This is a genomic window from Streptomyces sp. NPDC005811 (genome assembly GCF_040630405.1).
GTDB lineage: Bacteria > Actinomycetota > Actinomycetes > Streptomycetales > Streptomycetaceae > Streptomyces.
In genome coordinates this window covers 125404-142855 of sequence record NZ_JBEXXK010000022.1, presented here as the reverse complement: position 1 = coordinate 142855, position 17452 = coordinate 125404, and the positions used below count along the sequence as shown (strand labels likewise).

13 protein-coding genes and 1 pseudogene are annotated in these 17452 nt (G+C 69.9%); 12 read left to right on the top strand and 2 right to left on the bottom strand.

Going from position 1 to position 17452, the window contains the following annotated elements; genetic code table 11:
- The first annotated feature begins 421 nt into the window (after positions 1-421).
- From ABZ490_RS24285 to ABZ490_RS24265, 5 genes are all read left to right on the top strand, one after another.
- Complete coding sequence (locus ABZ490_RS24285) at positions 422-2875, top strand: glycoside hydrolase family 2 TIM barrel-domain containing protein (RefSeq protein ID WP_358993444.1); 2454 nt, start codon at positions 422-424, stop codon at positions 2873-2875.
- Positions 2876-3008: 133 nt separating this feature from the next.
- Complete coding sequence (locus ABZ490_RS24280; RefSeq protein ID WP_358993441.1) at positions 3009-5354, top strand: glycoside hydrolase family 3 N-terminal domain-containing protein; 2346 nt, start codon at positions 3009-3011, stop codon at positions 5352-5354.
- Between the two features lie 182 nt (positions 5355-5536).
- On the top strand, positions 5537-7021 hold the full coding sequence (locus ABZ490_RS24275; protein ID WP_358993438.1) for a family 43 glycosylhydrolase: 1485 nt from the start codon (positions 5537-5539) through the stop codon (positions 7019-7021).
- A 17-nt stretch (positions 7022-7038) separates the two neighbouring features.
- Entirely contained in the window at positions 7039-8304 is a 1266-nt protein-coding gene (locus ABZ490_RS24270) for a cytochrome P450 (protein ID WP_358993435.1), read from the top strand.
- A complete protein-coding gene (locus ABZ490_RS24265) occupies positions 8294-8965 on the top strand; it encodes a TetR/AcrR family transcriptional regulator (RefSeq protein WP_358993432.1) in 672 nt (223 codons plus the stop codon). The genes ABZ490_RS24270 and ABZ490_RS24265 overlap by 11 nt, the downstream gene beginning before the upstream one ends.
- A gap of 396 nt (positions 8966-9361) precedes the next feature.
- On the opposite strand, the pseudogene ABZ490_RS24260 reads toward ABZ490_RS24265, so the two are convergent.
- A pseudogene (locus ABZ490_RS24260) lies at positions 9362-9649 on the bottom strand (MFS transporter); the annotation flags it as partial.
- Positions 9650-9961: 312 nt separating this feature from the next.
- Here ABZ490_RS24260 and ABZ490_RS24255 point away from each other — a divergent pair.
- Both ABZ490_RS24255 and ABZ490_RS24250 read left to right on the top strand, forming a co-directional pair.
- Positions 9962-10729, top strand: a complete 768-nt coding sequence (locus tag ABZ490_RS24255) for an SDR family NAD(P)-dependent oxidoreductase (RefSeq protein ID WP_358993429.1) — start codon at positions 9962-9964, stop codon at positions 10727-10729.
- A gap of 49 nt (positions 10730-10778) precedes the next feature.
- On the top strand, positions 10779-11708 hold the full coding sequence (locus ABZ490_RS24250) for an alpha/beta hydrolase fold domain-containing protein (RefSeq protein WP_358993426.1): 930 nt from the start codon (positions 10779-10781) through the stop codon (positions 11706-11708).
- Here ABZ490_RS24250 and ABZ490_RS24245 read toward each other — a convergent pair.
- On the bottom strand, positions 11673-12182 hold the full coding sequence (locus tag ABZ490_RS24245) for a hypothetical protein (RefSeq protein WP_358993423.1): 510 nt from the start codon (positions 12180-12182) through the stop codon (positions 11673-11675). The two genes, ABZ490_RS24250 and ABZ490_RS24245, sit on opposite strands and share 36 nt — an antisense overlap.
- Positions 12183-12559: 377 nt before the next feature.
- Here ABZ490_RS24245 and ABZ490_RS24240 point away from each other — a divergent pair, with 377 nt between their 5' ends.
- From ABZ490_RS24240 to araD, 5 genes are all read left to right on the top strand, one after another.
- Positions 12560-12772: a TetR family transcriptional regulator gene (locus ABZ490_RS24240; RefSeq protein WP_358993420.1), complete on the top strand. Its 213-nt coding sequence runs from the start codon at positions 12560-12562 to the stop codon at positions 12770-12772.
- A 198-nt stretch (positions 12773-12970) separates the two neighbouring features.
- On the top strand, positions 12971-13135 hold the full coding sequence (locus tag ABZ490_RS24235; RefSeq protein WP_358993417.1) for a cupin domain-containing protein: 165 nt from the start codon (positions 12971-12973) through the stop codon (positions 13133-13135).
- Positions 13136-13340: 205 nt separating this feature from the next.
- On the top strand, positions 13341-15044 hold the full coding sequence (locus tag ABZ490_RS24230) for a ribulokinase (RefSeq protein WP_358993414.1): 1704 nt from the start codon (positions 13341-13343) through the stop codon (positions 15042-15044).
- 86 nt (positions 15045-15130) lie between these two features.
- Positions 15131-16636 carry an L-arabinose isomerase gene (araA, locus tag ABZ490_RS24225; RefSeq protein WP_358993412.1) on the top strand — a complete coding sequence of 502 codons (1506 nt, stop codon included), beginning with the start codon at positions 15131-15133 and terminating at the stop codon, positions 16634-16636.
- Between the two features lie 67 nt (positions 16637-16703).
- The gene (araD, locus tag ABZ490_RS24220; protein WP_358993410.1) at positions 16704-17441 is read left to right on the top strand and encodes an L-ribulose-5-phosphate 4-epimerase AraD; all 738 of its coding nucleotides are present in this window, start codon (positions 16704-16706) and stop codon (positions 17439-17441) included.
- The last annotated feature ends 11 nt before the right edge of the window (positions 17442-17452 follow it).

Genomic DNA, 17452 nt, shown 5'->3' with positions numbered 1-17452 from the left:
TGGCGAGCGGCTCGGCTTCCGGCGGTGGCGCGTGCGGAGTCCTCGGTGTCGCCTTCGCGGCACCGGTCGCCATGAGCCCTCCGCCGGGCGGCCAGGGTGTCCAGGCCGGGCGGCGGACCGTGCCGCTCGAAGCGTTCGATCTCACGGGCGGGACGGTCGCCGCGACGTCGATGCCCGCGGCCCCTCTTCTGGCCGTCGCCTCGGCTCCAGGGTGTTCAGAGCAGCCGATCCACATGCCCGTACGCACGCCACGGGCTGATGCGGCGACGCTCTAGCTTCTAATTTTTTTGAGTGATAGATTTTCACCATCGAAACGTCGCCGTCACGTACAGCGATGCCGCCTGGGCAGGACAGCGGGGGTTCGTCCGCGACCAACCGTTCGACGAAGCCCCGGCAAGGCCCGACACTTCATGGAGTTCACATGATCGGCACGCCCTTCAACGAAGGCTGGCAGGCCCGTCCCAAGGTCAATCCCTTTGCCGAGCTGTCGGGTCACACGGTTCCCTTCCAGCCGGTCGTCGTCCCGCACGACGCGATGATCGGGCAGCAGCGCACCGCGCCGGACGGCGAGGCCACCATGGAAGGCGGCGCCGGCGCCTACTTCCCCAGCGTGGTCGTGGAGTACCGCAAGACCTTCGCCGTACCGGAGGAGTACCGCGGCAAGCGGATCTTCGTCGAGTTCGAGGGTGTCCACCGTGACGCGACCGTCTTCGTCAACGGGGACTACGCGGGGCAGCGCCCCTTCGGCTACTCGCACTTCTTCATCGACGTCGACCGGTTCCTGCGCTTCGGCCAGGACAACGAGATCCGGGTCGAGGCGCGCGCCCACCGCGACTCCCGCTGGTACACCGGGGCCGGCATCTACCGCGACGTATGGCTGCACCTGGGCGACGTCGTCCGGATCACCACCGACGGTCTGCGCGTCAGCACCCCGGACATCGAACCGCGGCGCGCGGTCGTCGAGGTCGCCACCGGCGTCGACAACGACTCGATCGCCCTGCGTACGGTCGACGTCGTCACGGAGATCCGGGACGCCGAGGGGACCGTGGTCGCGACCGACGTCGCGAAGCTCAGCGTGCTGCCCCGGGAGTCCGCGCTCGCACGGCAGCGGCTCTACGTCCGCGAGCCCGCGCTGTGGAGCACCGACACGCCCACGCTCTACAACTGCACCGTGACCCTGAAGGACGAGACCGGAGAGGTCGACACCGCCACCGCCGACTTCGGTGTCCGCACGCTGCAACTGGATCGGCATCACGGGCTGCGGATCAACGGGGAGGGTGTGAAGCTGCGGGGTGCCTGTGTCCATCACGACAACGGAGTCCTCGGCGCCGCGACCTTCGCGCGGGCGGAGGAACGGCGGGTGGAGATTCTCAAGGAGGCGGGGTTCAACGCGATCCGGATGTCGCACCATCCGATGAGCCGGGCGATGCTGGAGGCGTGTGACCGGCTGGGGATGCTGGTGGTGGACGAGGCGTTCGACGTGTGGACGGCGGGCAAGAGCGAGTTCGACTACAGCCTGAGTTTCCCGGAGTGGTGGGAGCGGGACATCGAGGCGATGGTCGCCAAGGACCTGAATCATCCCAGCGTGATCATGTACTCGATCGGCAACGAGATCCCGGAGACCGGATCGCCGTTCGGGGCGGTGTGGGGACGGCGGCTGGCGGAGAAGGTCCGCTCGCTCGACCCCGCCCGCTACGTCACCAACTCCGTCAACGGCATGCTCGCCGTCATGTCCGAGCTCGGCGCCCTGATGGAGCAGGCGCAGCAGCCGGCCATGGACGAGGACACCGGCATCAACACGGCCATGGCGAACGCCGGGGACGCCATGAACGCCATCAGCTCCTCCGAGCTGGTCAGCGAGCGTACGGCCGAGTCGTTCGCGGTCGTGGACGTGGCCGGGCTGAACTACGCCGAAGCCCGTTACGAACTCGACCGTGAGCTGTTCCCGAACCGGATCATCCTCGGCACCGAGACCTTCCCCACCCGCATCGACGGCAACTGGCGCCTGGTGGAGCGGAACGCGCACGTCATCGGCGACTTCACCTGGACCGGGTGGGACTACCTGGGCGAGGTCGGCGTCGGCCGCCCCCAGTACATCGCCCCCGGCGAGCCCGAGCCCAGCCATGTCGCGCCGTACCCCTATCTGGTCGCGGGCTGTGGCGACATCGACATCACCGGGTACCGCCGTCCCGCCTCCTACTACCGCGAGACCGTCTTCGGCCTGCGGACCGAGCCGTACATCGCCGTACGCCGGCCCGAGCACCACGGCAAGACCTGGGCCGGCTCGCAGTGGGCGTGGAGCGACGCCATCCCGAGCTGGACCTGGCCCGGCTTCGCCGGGAAGCCGATCACCGTCGAGGTCTACAGCGACGCCGACGAGGTCGAACTCCTGCTGGACGGCGAGTCGTTGGGCCGCCAGCCGGTCGGCGCGGAGCACGCCTTCCGCACCGAGTTCGAGACCGTCTACGCACCCGGCGAGCTGGTCGCCATCGCCTACGCGGGCGGCGAGGAGGTCGGTCGCGGCACCCTGCGGTCGGCCACGGGGCCGCTCCGGCTGACCGCACGAGCGGACCGCGAGCTCGTCCGGGCCACGGGCAGCGACCTGGCCTACATCGACCTGACCCTGACCGACGCGGACGGCATCTGCCACACGGGGGCCGACCGCGTGGTGAGCGTCGAGGTCTCGGGGACCGGTGAACTGATCGGGTACGGCAGTGCCGTCCCATCGACGGAGGAGCGCTTCGACGCGGCCGAGCGCCGTACCTACGAAGGCCGCGCCCTCGCCGTCATCCGCCCGACCGGTCCGGGCAAGATCCGCCTGCTCGCGTCGGCACCGGACTGCGAGCCGGCCGAGGTCGTCGTCACCGTCGAGTGACGCACCGCTCGTCCCCCTTCCGCGCGATGCCCCGCCGGGAAGACACCGGTTGACGGCGCGTCCACCTCATCGTCGCGGCCCCGAACACCAGGGCCGCGACGACCGACCACCCGCGAACGAAAGAAGAAGTGACATGGCCACTGGCTCATGGGGCCCCGACGACATCGCACGCCTGGTGTCCCGGCTGACGCTGGAGCAGAAGGTCGCGCAGCTCAGCGGTCTGAACACCCCCGAGCTGTTCGGTCAGCCGGAGGAGGGACTGCCCAACGTCCCCGGCATCGACACCAGCCGTCTGAAGCAGCTGCGCCCGCACGGCCTCGGGCACCTCTCCCTGGCCTGGTTCCTCGGCGGGGACGCCAACACCCTGCGGGTGCAGCTCGGCAAGATCCAGGCCGGCGTTCGCGACGTGTCGCCGTTCGGGATCGGGGCGCTGGTCCACAACGAGGGCATCAACGGCTTCCTGCACGCCTCGGGTTCGCAGTTCCCCACGGCGTGGGCGCAGGCAGCCACCTGGGATCCGGAGCTGGTCGGGCGCGCGTCGTCCGTGACGTCGGCTCATATGCGTGACGCGGGGATCCAGTTGATGTTCTCGCCGGTGATGGATATCAACCGGGATCCGCGCTGGGGCCGGGTGCACGAGACGTACGGCGAGGACCCGGAGCTGGCGGCCCGGATGTCGGTGGCCTTCGTGCGGGGTGTCCAGCAGGAGCCCGGCGTGCTCGCGACCGGCAAGCACTTCCTGGGCTACGGCAACTCGGAGGGCGGGCTGAACCAGGCCATCACGCAGCTCGGGCGGCGGGCGCTGGTGGACGAGTACGCGGAGCCGTTCCGGCGGGCCATCGCGGAGGCGGGCCTGTCGGCGGTGATGAACTCCTACAACGAGATCGACGGTGTGCCGGCCGCCGCGAACCGCTGGCTGCTGACCGACTTCCTGCGCGACACCCTCGGCTTCGAGGGACTCGTGGTCGGTGACTACGACGCGGTGAACCTGCTGCGCACCCATCACTGCACGGCCCGTACGGAGGGTGAGGCGGCGGCGCAAGCGCTGTCGGCGGGCCTCGACGTCGAGCTGCCGGGCGACACCAACTACGCTCACCTGGTGGACGAGGTGTCCTCCGGCCGGCTGGACGAGAAGGTCGTCGACGTGGCCGTGGCCCGGGTGCTGACCATGAAGGCCAGGATCGGCCTGGTCCCCAGCTTCAGCCCGCAGCCGGCCCTGGGCGCCACCTCCGGGCCGGACCGTGCCGAGGCCGCGGAGGTCCGTCGGGCCATCGCCGCCCGCGGCACGGTGCTGCTCCAGAACGACGGCATCCTGCCCCTGACTCCGGGGAGGCGGCGCATCGTGGTCGTCGGTCCCGCCGCCGACGAACTGCGTATCCACTTCGGCGCCTACACCTCGGTGTCCAACGCCGAGATGCCGATCGGCATGATGGCCGTCATGGAGGGCAAGGTGCCCGGAGTCGACCCGGCGACCTTCAACTTCACCGACATCTTCCAGACCCGCATGCCGGGCATGGACGGGACGTTCGAAGGCGTGGCGCGCGATCTGCACCCCGAGGCGCTGACGGTGCTGGACGCCGTGCGGCAGTCGGACGCGAACGTCGAGTTCGCGTCGGTCGGAAGCTTCGAGAAGGACGGTTCCCTCGACGCCGGGATCGTGCGGGCGGCGGTCGACAAGGCCGACGTGGTCCTCGCGGTCCTCGGCGAGCGCACCGGCTGGGTCGGCAACAACACGGCGGGGGAGGGGCAGAGCTCGGTCTCGCCCTCTCTGCCGGGTGACCAGGAGGAGCTGCTGGAGCTGCTGGCCGGGACCGGCAAGCCGGTCGTCAGCGTGGTGATCTCGGGCCGGCCGCTGCTGCTGGCGACAGCGGCACGCGCCTCCAGCGCGGTGCTGCTGGCGCCGCTGCTGGGAGAGGAAGGCGGTGCCACGATCGCGGGCACGCTGTTCGGGCGGATCAACCCCAGCGGCAAGCTGCCCAGCACCTTCCCGCGCCACCTGGGCCAGATCCCGCTTTACCACGGCCACCATCACGGCAGCGGCTACGACCACCCCACCGGCACCCGGCACGGGTACGGCGACCTGGACGTCCAGGGCCCGCTGTACGCCTTCGGGCACGGACTGTCCTACACCACCTTCGAGGTCGACCTGGCCGAGCAGGCCGTCGAACTCGACGGCGGGACGATCCGGGCACGGCTGACGGTGGCCAACACCGGGACCGTGGACGGCGAGACGGTCGTGCAGCTGTACGCCCGCGACGAGTTCGCCACCGTGGTTCGTCCGGTGCGGCAGCTGATCGCCTTCCAGCGGGTCGCGCTGGCCGCGGGGGAGAGCCGGGAGCTGGTCCTCGAAGCGCCCGTGGAGCGGCTGCACTACACCCTGGTCGACGGCAGCCGTGGCATCGAGCCGGGCGAGGTCACCGTGCTGGCCGGACTGGCCAGCGACGCACTCGCCCACACCGCGACCGTCACGGTCGCCTAGACGGCCGACCGGGTGCGGTGCCTGACCACCGCACCCGGTCGTGCCCCACTCCCTCAGCACGCCAGTCGTGTCTCCGCACGACTGACCACACTGAATCTTTTTCTTCCAAAAATTTTTGGCTAGGGTGACCTCGGGCTCTCGCCGAGGTCCCCGCTCGCAAGCGTGAGGAACTAGAGATCGACATGGCCGGCAACCTCAACCCGATCATCCCCGGCTTCCACCCGGACCCGTCCATCTGCCGGGTCGGCGAGGACTACTACCTGGTCACCTCCTCCTTCGAGTACTTCCCGGGTGTCCCGATCTTCCACAGCCGTGACCTCCTGCGGTGGGAGCAGATCGGCAACGTCCTGGACCGCCCGAGCCAGCTCAACCTGCGCCTGGGACGGGAGGGCGCCAGCGCCGGCATCTACGCGCCCACCATCCGTCACCACGACGGCGAGTTCTGGGTGATCACCACGAACCGCGACGACGTCATGAAGGGCCACATGATCGTCCGCGCGAGCGACCCCGCGGGGGAGTGGACCGACCCGGTGTACACCACCGGGGCGATCGGCATCGACCCGGACCTGGCCTGGGACGAGGACGGCACCTGCTATCTGACCTGGTCGATCCCGCAGGGCATCGCCCAGGTGACGGTGGACCCGGCGACCGGCAAGGTGCTGTCCGAACCGCAGATCATCTGGACCGGCACTCACATGGCGCACACCGAGGGCCCCCATCTGGTACGGCACGGCGCCTACTGGTACCTCATCGCAGCCGAGGGCGGCACCGGTCCCGGGCACGGGGTGTCCGTCGCGCGCTCCGAGTCGCCGTCCGGTCCGTGGGAGTCGCACCCGGCCAACCCCATCCTCTCGCACCGCAGTACGAACCACCCCGTGCAGAACACCGGTCACCCCGACCTGGTCGAACTGCCCGACGGCTCCTGGGCGATGGTGCACCTCGGTGTCCGGCCGCGCGGTTCCTTCCCCGAGGCCCACGTCAACGGGCGCGAGACCTTCATCACCGGCGTGGACTGGGTGGACGACTGGCCCGTGGTCGTCGAGGACCGGTTCGACGTCCCCGAAGCGGCGACCGCCTTCACCGACGACTTCGACGCACCGCGGCTGCACCCCCGCTGGATCGCACCCGGCGTCGACCCCCGCTCTTTCACGACCCCGCACGAGGGCGCGGGGGTGCGCCTGTCGGCTGGCCGGCTGCCCGGGGCGCGGGACGTCGAACGTCTGCTCGCCGTGCGTACCCGCGACGCCTCGTGGACGGTCACCGCGACCTTGCCCGAGGGTGACGCGGCCCTGGTCGTACGGATCGACGACGCGCACTGGGTGGGCGTGGAACGACAGGGCGGCACCCTGTCCGCCCGCGCGGTGATCGGCCCGCTCGATCAGACACTGGGCATCGCCGAAGGCATCCCGGCGGACCAACCCCTCTTCCTGCGTGCGGTGGCCAACACCGATCAGTACAGCTTCGCCAAGGGGCCGGACGACATCCAGCTGGGTCACCTGACCGGCACCGAGTTCCACACCCTCGCCACCGTCGACGGGCGTTACCTCTCGACCGAGGTCGCCGGAGGCTTCACCGGGCGTGTGATCGGCGTCGAGGCCCTGGGTGCGGACGCGGTCCTCACCCGCTTCACCTATCAGCCGCAACCTGTTCCCCCCACCACGTCCTGACCACGGGAGAGAGCGACGTGACACAAACCGACAGCCGGCCCCAGTCCCCACGCCCGTACCACGAACTCGACATCTCCAGCTCGCAGTTCTGGTCCCAGACCTTCGAGGAGCGGGAGCGGACCTTCGCCCGGCTGCGGGCCGACGGCGGATTCACCTGGCACCAACCGCTGGCCGACGGCCAACCGGGCGGCGAGACGGGCTTCTGGGCCGTGACCCGGCACGAGGACATCGTCGCCGTGAGCCGCAACCACCAGGTCTTCTCCTCGGCCGAGGGGGTCAGTGTCACTCCCCTGCCCAAGGGGCTGGAGCAGAAGACCTCCTTCTTCCTCGTCATGGACCCGCCCGATCACATGACCTTCCGGCGGCTGATCAGCGGGGCCTTCACGCCCAAGCAGATCGGGCGCATCAAGGCACAGATCCAGGCCGACGCCCGCGAGATCGTGCGCGGGCTGGTCGGTGCGGGTGACATCGACTTCGTGGCGGAGTGCTCGACCCAGCTTCCGATGCGGACCGTCTCCGACATGATCGGCATCGCGCCGAAGGACCGGGACGCCGTCCGCAAGGCCGCCGAGGTGCTCTTCGCGGGTCCCACCGAGGAGGACCTGGCCTCGGGCATGGACGGCATGGCGTTCGTCAGCCGGCAGGTGCAGGTGCTGCGCGAGGCGGCGATCGAGATCGCCCGGGAGCGGCGGCGCCGGCCCAAGGACGACCTGATGACCAACATCGTCCAGGCGGAGATCGGCGGCCGGCGGCTGACCGACGACGAGATCGGGTCCTTCATGGTCATGATCTCCACCGCGGGCAACGACACGACCAAGCAGACCACCTCGCTCACCGCGCTCACCCTGGCCAGGAACCCCGAGCAGAAGCGGTGGCTCATGGCGGACCTGCCGTCGCGCATCGACCGGGCGGTCGATGAGTTCGTGCGGCACGGCTCGCCGGTCATGAACTTCGCCCGCATCGCCAAGGTCGACACCGAGATCGGCGGCACCACCATCCGGGCCGGCGAGAAGGTGGCGCTCTTCTACTGTTCGGGCAACCGCGACGAGTCCGTCTTCGACCGCCCCAACGAGTTCGTGCTCTCCCGGTCGCCGAACCCGCACATCGGGTTCGGCGGCGGCGGAATCCACTTCTGTCTGGGACACACGGTGGCCAAGACCCAGCTCAGTGTGCTGTTCAGTGAACTGCTCACCCGTGTGCCCGACATGGAGGTGGGGGAGCCGGAGTGGCTGCCGCACCGGTTCGTCCACGGCATCAAGCGGCTGCCGGTCCATGTCCGCTGAACCTTCCGGCGTCGGCCCCGGCGGAACGTCCGGGGCCGGCGGCAGACGAAAGCCGAGGGGCCCCTACCGCAAGAGCGCCGCACGCCGTGAGCAGATACTCGAGGCCGCCTACGAGGCCGTGGACGAGTACGGTGAGCGCGCCTCGTTGCAGGACATCGCGGACCGGGTCGGAGTCACGCAGCCGGCGCTGACGTACTACTTTCCCACCCGCGAGGACCTCCTGCTCGCCGTCCTGGAACACCGTGACGTCGTGGGCAAGAAGGTCGGCCACGCCACCTACGCGACCGGGCAGATGGCGGAGAACATGGCGGCGAGCGCCCACCACACCACGGACCACCCGGGCCTCGCCAAGCTGTACGTCACGCTGTCGGCGGCGGCCACCGATCCGGACAGCTCCGCGCACATCTACTTCACGGAGCGCTATCGCAACCTCGCCGCGGAGGTCACCAAGGACCTGTCCACGCTGCAGCAGAGCGGTGTGTTCCGTTCCGACGAGCCCGCCGAGAACCTGGCCAGGGTGATCGTCGCCGTGCTCGACGGACTGCAGATCCAGTGGATGCACGATCCGTCGGTGGACATCGCCGCGATCGCGGAGTCGTTCACCCGTGTCTTCATGGCGGCGACCGCCGCCTCCGGTGCCGAGGCGACACCGCACGAGTGACGCAGAGCACGGCGGGGCGTCCCAGCACAGCACGTGGGGGCCGCCCGCCGGACGGTGCCCTGTGCGAAGATCGCCCCCCATGTGGAGGCGCGCGACCATGAACGTCGACCAGATCCGTCGGCGTCCGAGCAGGGTGATGGGGAAGATCGGGTGGGAGAACCTGCTCTCGACCATGAGGAAGACGATCACTGCGAGCAGTCCGCCGCAGATGAGGGTCCGTGTCCGGCCGTTGGCCCAGCCCCAGTTCGCGCCCCTGCCCATGCCGTAGACGATCGATGCCAGGCCGCCTCCGGGCATGACGCCGCCGATCAAGTCGATGTGAGGGTGCGCAGCGCGCACCTTGCTCTCGGGGACGAGGGCCAGCAGGCTGATCGCGGTGGCGATGACCATGAACCACAGGACGCCGCGGTAGCCGTAGTCGTCGAGGATCCAGCCGGACAGGAAGGGGCCGCCGAGGGCGAGGACGCCCATGCCGCCGCCGAGGAAGCCGCTGGCCGGGCCGATCAGTTGGGGCGGGAAGACGTCCCGGGCGAGGGCGTAGACGAGCGCGATCGAGGGGCCGTAGAAGCCGGAGATCGCGCGGCCGACGAGCAGCGTCTCGTAGTTGGTGGAGACGGCGGCGACCAGGTCGCCGACCAGCCCCAGCGCCGTGATGATGACCAGCACTCGCTGCTTGCCCTGCACGCCGTCCGCTTTGACGATGAAGGGGGTGGACGAGACGCCGGCCAGCAGGCCGATGAGGCCGTTGAGGATTCCCGGCTTTCAGCCAGGTGGAGCTGTGCTCTCGCCGGCGGAGGCTAGCCGCTAAATTTTTTGAGTGATAGATTTTTGATACGGGAACTCGAGGCCGCGGGCGAGACCGTCCCGAGCCGAGTGGGTACGGGCGTGGTCGCGCCGCAGGTCGCCACGCCCGTGGATCAACACACCTTCTGTGCGCTCCGGGGAATCCCGTGAACCGGCCTCGGGTCGTCGCGCATCCATGAAAGCGAGCAACTCATGAGCAGCATCGAGCAATTCGCGGACCGCGGGGTCGTGGTCACGGGCGCCGGTTCCGGCATCGGGCGGGCGACCGCGCTGGAGTTCGCGAGCCGGGGTGCGAAGGTGCTCGTGGCCGATCTCAACGCGGACGGCGCCGCTGCCGTGGTCGCGGAGATCGAGGCGGCGGGCGGCACGGCGGTCGCCGTGGCCGGCGATCTGAGCGAGCAGAAGGTCGTCGACGAGGTGGTCGACACGGCGGTGCAGACGTTCGGCGGCATCGCCGTCCTGGTCAACAACGCCGGGATCATGGACAGCATGTCCGCGCTCGCGGACGTGGGCGACGCCGAGTGGGAGCGGCTGCTGCGGGTCAACCTGACGGCACCGTTCCTGCTGACCCGGGCCGCGCTGCCGCATATGCTGGCGGCGGGTCACGGGTCGATCGTGTTCACGGCCTCGGAGGCGTCGCTGCGCGGCTCGGCGGCCGGCGCCGCCTACACCGCCGCCAAGCACGGAGTCGTGGGTCTGACCAGGTCGCTCGCCGTGATGTACCGCAACAAGGGCATCCGGGCGAACGCGATCGCCCCGGGCGGCACCATCACCAACATCCAGGTGACCGCGGACCCGGAGGCGCTCGGCCCGCAGGTGCTGGGCTCCTACATGGGCAACGTAGGTCACCCCGCTCCCGCGCACACGCAGGCCGCCGCGATCGTGTTCCTCGCCTCCGACGCGGCGAGCAACATCAACGGTGCCGTGCTGCCCGTCGACAACGGCTGGGGCGCGGTCTGAGCTCGGCCAAGCCCAGAGCAGTCATCCACCCGCACCGCCAGGAGAGACCATGCCGCTCGATCCGTACCTCGCCGAGAAGATCCATCTCCTCGACGGACTGCCCGACTGGGAGGCGGCGCAGGCCGACCCGGAGGCGATGAGCAGGCTCGTGGAGTTCTTCACCGACCCCGACGGATGGGAGCTGGGGGATGTCGAGGCCGAGGACCGTACGGTTCCCGGCCCGCACGGTGACATCCCGGTCCGGATCTACCGGCCGAGCGGTCGGCCGCGGTGCGCGTTGCTGTGGCTGCACGGCGGCGGGTTCGCGGGCGGCAATCTGGAGATGCCGGAAGCGCACGTGGTGTCCGCCGAACTCGCCAAGCGCGCCCAGGCGTTGGTGGTCTCGGTCGACTACCGCCTGGCCGCGGACGGTACGCACTACCCGGTCCCCGTCGACGACGCGCACGCCGCGTGGCTGTGGCTCACCGAGACGGGGTGGACGGGGTCCGGTCCGGCCGGCCTCGGAGGCGCGAGTGCCGGTGCCGCCCTCGCCCTCTCCACGGCCCTTCGGCTGCGAGAGAGGGCCGAGTGCCTGCCGGACAGCCTGCTCCTCGCGTATCCGTTCGTCCATTTCCCGACCCCGTCGCTGGACGCGGAGAGCGCGCGGGAGTTGGGCGTCCTGCCTCCGATGATGCGGTTCACGCCCGAGTCGATCGAGCAGATGGTGCGCAACTACGTCGGCAGGGTGAGCGGACTGCCGGTGGACGCGATGCCCGGAGCGGCGGACCTGACGGGACTGCCCCGGACCGGCATCGTGCTGTCCGAGTACGACGACCTGCGCCCGTCCGGCGAGCTGCTCGCCCGGCAACTGGAGGAGACCGGCGTTCCCGTCGAGACGTACTTCTCACCGGGAATGCCGCACGGACACCTCAACCGAGGTCCGTCCCTGGGCGAGGTCGACCGGTCACTCGCCTTCTTCGCGAAGCTCCTCGCCCGCTGACATGTACCGGTAGGACTGGCCGGAAAGGCGGAAGGCCCCGATGCCCGCAGGCGTCGGGGCCCCACCTGTGCCGGTCGCTCGACGGTGGCCGGTCGCGGTGTGCGTGGCCGGCGGTTCCCGCGCGAGCTCAGGCCGCCGCGGGCTGGCCCGTGAGGAGCCGTTCGGCAACGTGGAGCGTGCGGCTGGCGCTGTCCTCGAGGCCGGCCTGGCCGAAGGGCCACCGGATGGCGTCCGTGCAGCCACGATGACGAGCACTCGGTACTCCAGATCGCTTCCCGGCGGCGTGCCTCGCTGTCGAAACTCCGGGCCCAGCAGATCCAGTCGATGCTTCTGGGCGTACGTCACCAGTGCGTCGCGGGTCATCGCGGCGTGGACCCGCACCTCCGGCATCGTCGGCTCCACGAGGAACGCGGGGGTGAGTTCGAAGAGGCATGCGATGAACGTGCGCGGCTCGGGTTCGGCCTCGGCCGACATCCTGGATCGAAGGGTGCGGCTCCCCGCGGTGCGCAGCGCGCTCCGCGCGGTGAAGAACGTGGGCCCCTCGCCGTCTCTCCCACTGCGGTGATCGAGGCGGTGATCGGGGCGGTCGCCCTGCATGTCATGGCCACGCCCGCCGGTCCACACGGGAAGACGGTCGGGGCGGCGGCGCCCACCTGATCGAACTGGTCGACCTGGTGCTTCGCGGTCCTGGGTAGGCCTGCCGGCAGGAGCGCACGACTCCCCGTCGAATTCTGCCAGTCCAGTCGGCTCCTTGCTGCCCCTCTGTGAACGGAAAGACGTGGCGGTGGCACGCCCCTCGCCTGTGAACGGGGCGCTTGATCCAGCAGGGCACCGCACTGATGCTGCCTGGCATGGGACGTCGAATCAGTGCTGAGCGACACCTCATCGACCTGGTCCGCGCAGCCGCCGATGTGATGTCGCACGAAGGCTTCGACCGCGCGACCACGCGTCGGGTCGCCGAGGCCGCCGGGGCCTCGCAAGCCGCGTTCCACTCGGCGTTCCGGGACATGCAGGAACCGCTCGTCGCCGTCGCCGAGGCGAACGCGGACGGCTCGGCCCCCTGACGGACAAGGCCGTCGACCCCGAACGCGGCCTGGAGGGGGCGCTGCGCGACGCACTCGCGGCCCTGTGGACGCAGGTGTGGGAGGACGACGGATACCAGTTGATGCAGTTCGAGCTGGTGCTGCGCTGCCGACCACGCCGGGGCTGGAGCCCCTTGCCGTCCGCATCTACGACGACATCCTCGCCATGACGACGACGAGGTGTGCGTGATGGTCTCCGGCCGGGTGGCCCTCGTCGACCTCGACGGCGGGTGCCGTGAGTTCTGGGCCGGGGACGTGTTCTTCGTGCCGAAGGGGTTCCGCGGAACCCGGGAGACCCCGGAACCACCCCGGAAGTTCTTCATCGCCTACGCCCCCACGGTGTGATCCTTTCCCGGGCAGGGCCGGCCTCGGTGCTGTTTTCGGTACCACAGGCTGGTCCTTAAATTCTTTGGATGATAGATTTTGGCTGCGGAAGCACCACATGGGACCAGTGGGTGCTTTATCTGCTTCGTCATGTATGCCCGAGTGTCGGGTGCCGGGCCCGATCCGCGCGTCGTCAGCCTCACATCTATCGACTGAGAGAACCTCCATGGCCGCTTCCAACCAGCTGAGTGCCCCCTCCGAAGGGGCGCCGGACCAGTACACGGTGGGCGTCGATTTCGGGACGCTCTCCGGGCGGGCCGTGGTCGTGCGGACCCGGGACGGCCAGGAAATGGGCTCAGCAGTGCACGACTACCCGCACGCCGTCATCGAGCGGAGCCTTCCCGGCACCGACGCCCCGCTGCCTCCGGACTGGGCGCTGCAGCACCCGGAGGACTGGCGTGAGGTGCTGCGCATCGCCGTTCCCGCCGCGCTCGCGGCCTCGGACGTCCCGGCCTCCCAGGTGGTGGGCATCGCCACGGACTTCACGGCCTGCACGGTGTTGCCCACGCACACCGACGGAACGCCGCTGTCCCTGACCCCCGAGTTCGCCGACCGGCCGCACGCCTGGCCGAAACTGTGGAAGCACCACGCCGCCCAGGGACAGGCGGACCGGATCAACGCTCTCGCGCAGGAGCGGAGCGAAGCGTGGATCAACCGCTACGGCGGGAAGATCTCCGCCGAATGGCAGTACGCCAAGGCGCTCCAGGTCCTGGAGGAGGACCCGGACGTCTACGCGGCCTGCGCACGCTGGATCGAGGCCGCCGACTGGATCGTGTGGCAGCTCACCGGAGCCGAGTCCCGCAACGCCTGCACCGCCGGGTACAAGGGCATCTACCAGGAGGGCGGTTACCCCTCCGAGGAGTACCTCGGCGCGCTGCACCCCGAGTTCGCGGACTTCGCCCGTACCCGGCTCGAACACCCCCTCGCGAGACTCGGCAGCCATGTCGGGTCGCTCACGGCCGAGGCGGCCGCCTGGACCGGTCTGCCCGAGGGTATCGCCGTGGCCGCCGGAAACGTCGACGCCCACGTCACCGCACCCGCCGCCCAGGCCGTGGAGAACGGTCAGCTGCTCGCCATCATGGGCACCTCGACCTGCCATGTCCTCAACGGTGACCGCCTCGCCGACGTGCCCGGCATCTGCGGTGTCGTCGACGGCGGCATCGTCGACGGCGCCTACGGCTACGAGGCCGGCCAGAGCGCGGTCGGCGACATCTTCGCCTGGTGGCTGCGTCAGGGCGTGCCCGCGGACTACCTGGCCGAGGCCGAGCGAGGCGGCGAGGACCTGCACACCCTCCTGACCCGCAAGTGTGCCGACCAGTCGGTGGGCGCCCACGGCCTGGTCGCGCTCGACTGGATGAACGGCAACAGGTCCGTTCTGGTGGACCACCATCTCTCGGGCGTGATCGTCGGTCTCACCCTGGACACCCGGCCGGAAGACGTCTACCGGGCGCTGCTCGAAGCCACCGCTTTCGGCACCCGGGTGATCGTCGAGGCCTTCGAGGGCGGCGGCGTGCCCGTCACGGAGTTCGTCGTCGCAGGCGGCCTCAAGAAGAACGCGCTGCTCATGCAGATCTACGCCGACGTACTGAACCGCCCGGTCTCCCTGGCCGATTCGGACCAGGGGCCGGCCCTCGGCGCCGCCATCCACGCGGCGGTCGCCGCCGGCGTCCACCCGGACGTGCGTACCGCCGCGGCGGCCATGGGCAGGGTCCAGCGCCACGCCTACCGGCCCGACCCGGACCGCGCGAAGGCGTACGAAGGCCTGTTCGCCGTGTACCGGGAGCTGCACGACCAGTTCGGGACCGGTACGGATCTTCTCCTGCACCGCCTGAGGCGGCTGCGCAACGCGGCGCGGACCTCCAGGCCGTGAGTCGGCGCGGCCACCGGTCGCGGTACCCCTGTCGCATCGCCGACGCCCGTGGCAAATAACCCCTTTTGAGCAAGGAGAACCACGACATGTCTGCCCAGTCCACGCGTGAGATCTGGTTTCTCACCGGCAGTCAGGGCCTGTACGGCGAAGACACTCTGGCGCAGGTCGCCGAGCAGTCGCAGAAGATCTGCTCGACGCTGGTGGACCGGCTGAGCACCCGGGTACGTCTGGTGTGGAAGCCCGTCCTCACCGACTCCGACGCCATTCGCCGACTGTGTCTGGAGGCCAACGCGGCGGACGACTGCGTCGGTCTGATCGCCTGGATGCACACGTTCTCGCCGGCGAAGATGTGGATCTCCGGCCTGGACGTTCTCGGCAAGCCGCTCCTGCACCTGCACACGCAGGCCAACCGCGAACTGCCCTGGTCCACCATCGACATGGACTTCATGAACCTGAACCAGGCCGCTCACGGCGACCGTGAGTTTGGGTTCGTGCAGACCAGGCTCGGCGTGCCCCGCAAGACGGTGGCCGGGCATGTGTCCGACCTCGAGGTGAGCGGGCGCATCAACGCCTGGGTGCGTGCGGCGAGCGGTCGCGCGGAGGTCAGGACCCTCAAGCTCGCCCGCTTCGGGGACAACATGCGGGACGTCGCCGTCACCGAGGGCGACAAGGTGGAGGCCCAGCTCCGCCTCGGCGTGTCCGTCAACACGTACGGCGTCAACGACCTCGTGGCCGTCGTCGACGCGGTGGACGAGGCCTCGGTGACCTCGCTGGTCGAGGAGTACCAGGACGCATACCGCCTCGCTCCCGAGCTGTGCAAGGGCGGAGAGCGGCACGGCTCCCTGCGCTACGCCGCGCGGATCGAGGCGGGCCTGCGCGGCTTCCTGGAGGAGGGCGGCTTCCGTGCCTTCACCACCAACTTCGAGGACCTCGGGGGCCTGCGGCAGCTTCCCGGTCTGGCCGTGCAGCGGCTGATGGCCGACGGCTACGGTTTCGGCGGCGAGGGCGACTGGAAGACCTCGCTCCTGCTGCGCACGCTCAAGGTGGCGGCCGAGGGCCTGGAGGGCGGCACCTCCTTCATGGAGGACTACACCTACAACCTGGTGCCCGGGGAGGAACTGATCCTCGGCGCGCACATGTTGGAGGTGTGCCCGTCGATCGCCGCGCAGACCCCGTCCTGCGAGATCCATCCGCTGGGCATCGGCGGCCGGGAGGACCCCGTCCGCCTGGTCTTCGACGCCGAGCCGGGCCCCGCCGTCGTCATCGGCATGGCGGACATGGGGGACCGGTTCCGCCTGGTGGCGAACACCATCGACGTCGTCGCGCCGCCCGAGCCCCTCCCGAAGCTGCCGGTGGCCAGGGCCGTGTGGCAGCCGCACCCGAACCTGCAGACCTCGACCGAGGCGTGGCTGACGGCCGGTGCGCCGCACCACACCGTCCTCTCCTCCGCTCTGGGCGCGGAGGAGATCGAGGACCTGGCGGAGATGCTGCAGATCGAACTCGCCTTGATCGACTCCGGCACCACCATACGGCGGTTCGCCCGCGAACTGCGGTGGAGCCAGGCCTACCACCGCCTGGCCCAAGGCATCTGACCGCTCCGGCAGCCGAGCGACCACCCCCTCTCCCTCTTCGACTCCTTCTGCGACGGGAAGTAGCCACATGAGCACCGCCGGAGCACGCGCGGTCGGCAGTATCGCCTCCGCTGAGCTGCGCCGCGAGGTCCTGGAAGCCAACCTCCGCATCCCACGGGCGGGACTGGCCACCCTGACCTGGGGCAACGTCAGCGGTGTCGACCGTTCGGCAGGCGTGTTCGTCATCAAGCCCTCGGGTGTTCCCTACGACTCACTCGCCGAGGAACACCTGGTGGTGGTGGCTCTGGAGGACGGCGCCGTCGTGGCGGGAGACCTGCGTCCGTCGACCGACACCGAGACACACCGCAGCCTCTATCTGGCCTTCCCGTCCATCGGCGGCGTCACCCACACGCACTCGACGCACGCGGTCGCGTTCGCGCAGGCCCGTCGTCCCATCCCCGTCCTCGGCACCACCCATGCCGACACCTTCAACGGTCCCGTCCCGGTCACCGCGGACCTGACGCCCGAGCAGTGCGCGCACGACTACGAGTTCAACACGGGGCAGGTGATCGTCGACCTTCTCGACGGCAGCGACCAGCGAGCGGCGGAGGTGCCCGGGGCTCTGGTCTCCTGCCATGGTCCGTTCACCTGGGGTGCCACGGCGACGAAGTCGCTGGAACACGCGATCATCTGCGAGGCGGTGGCCGAGATGGCCGTACACAGCCTCGCTCTGGGGGCGAGCCGGCCGCCCCAGCACCTGCTGGACCGGCACTACACCCGCAAGCACGGTCCGAACGCCTACTACGGCAACCCGCCAGTCGGCTGAGCCCGAGGCCT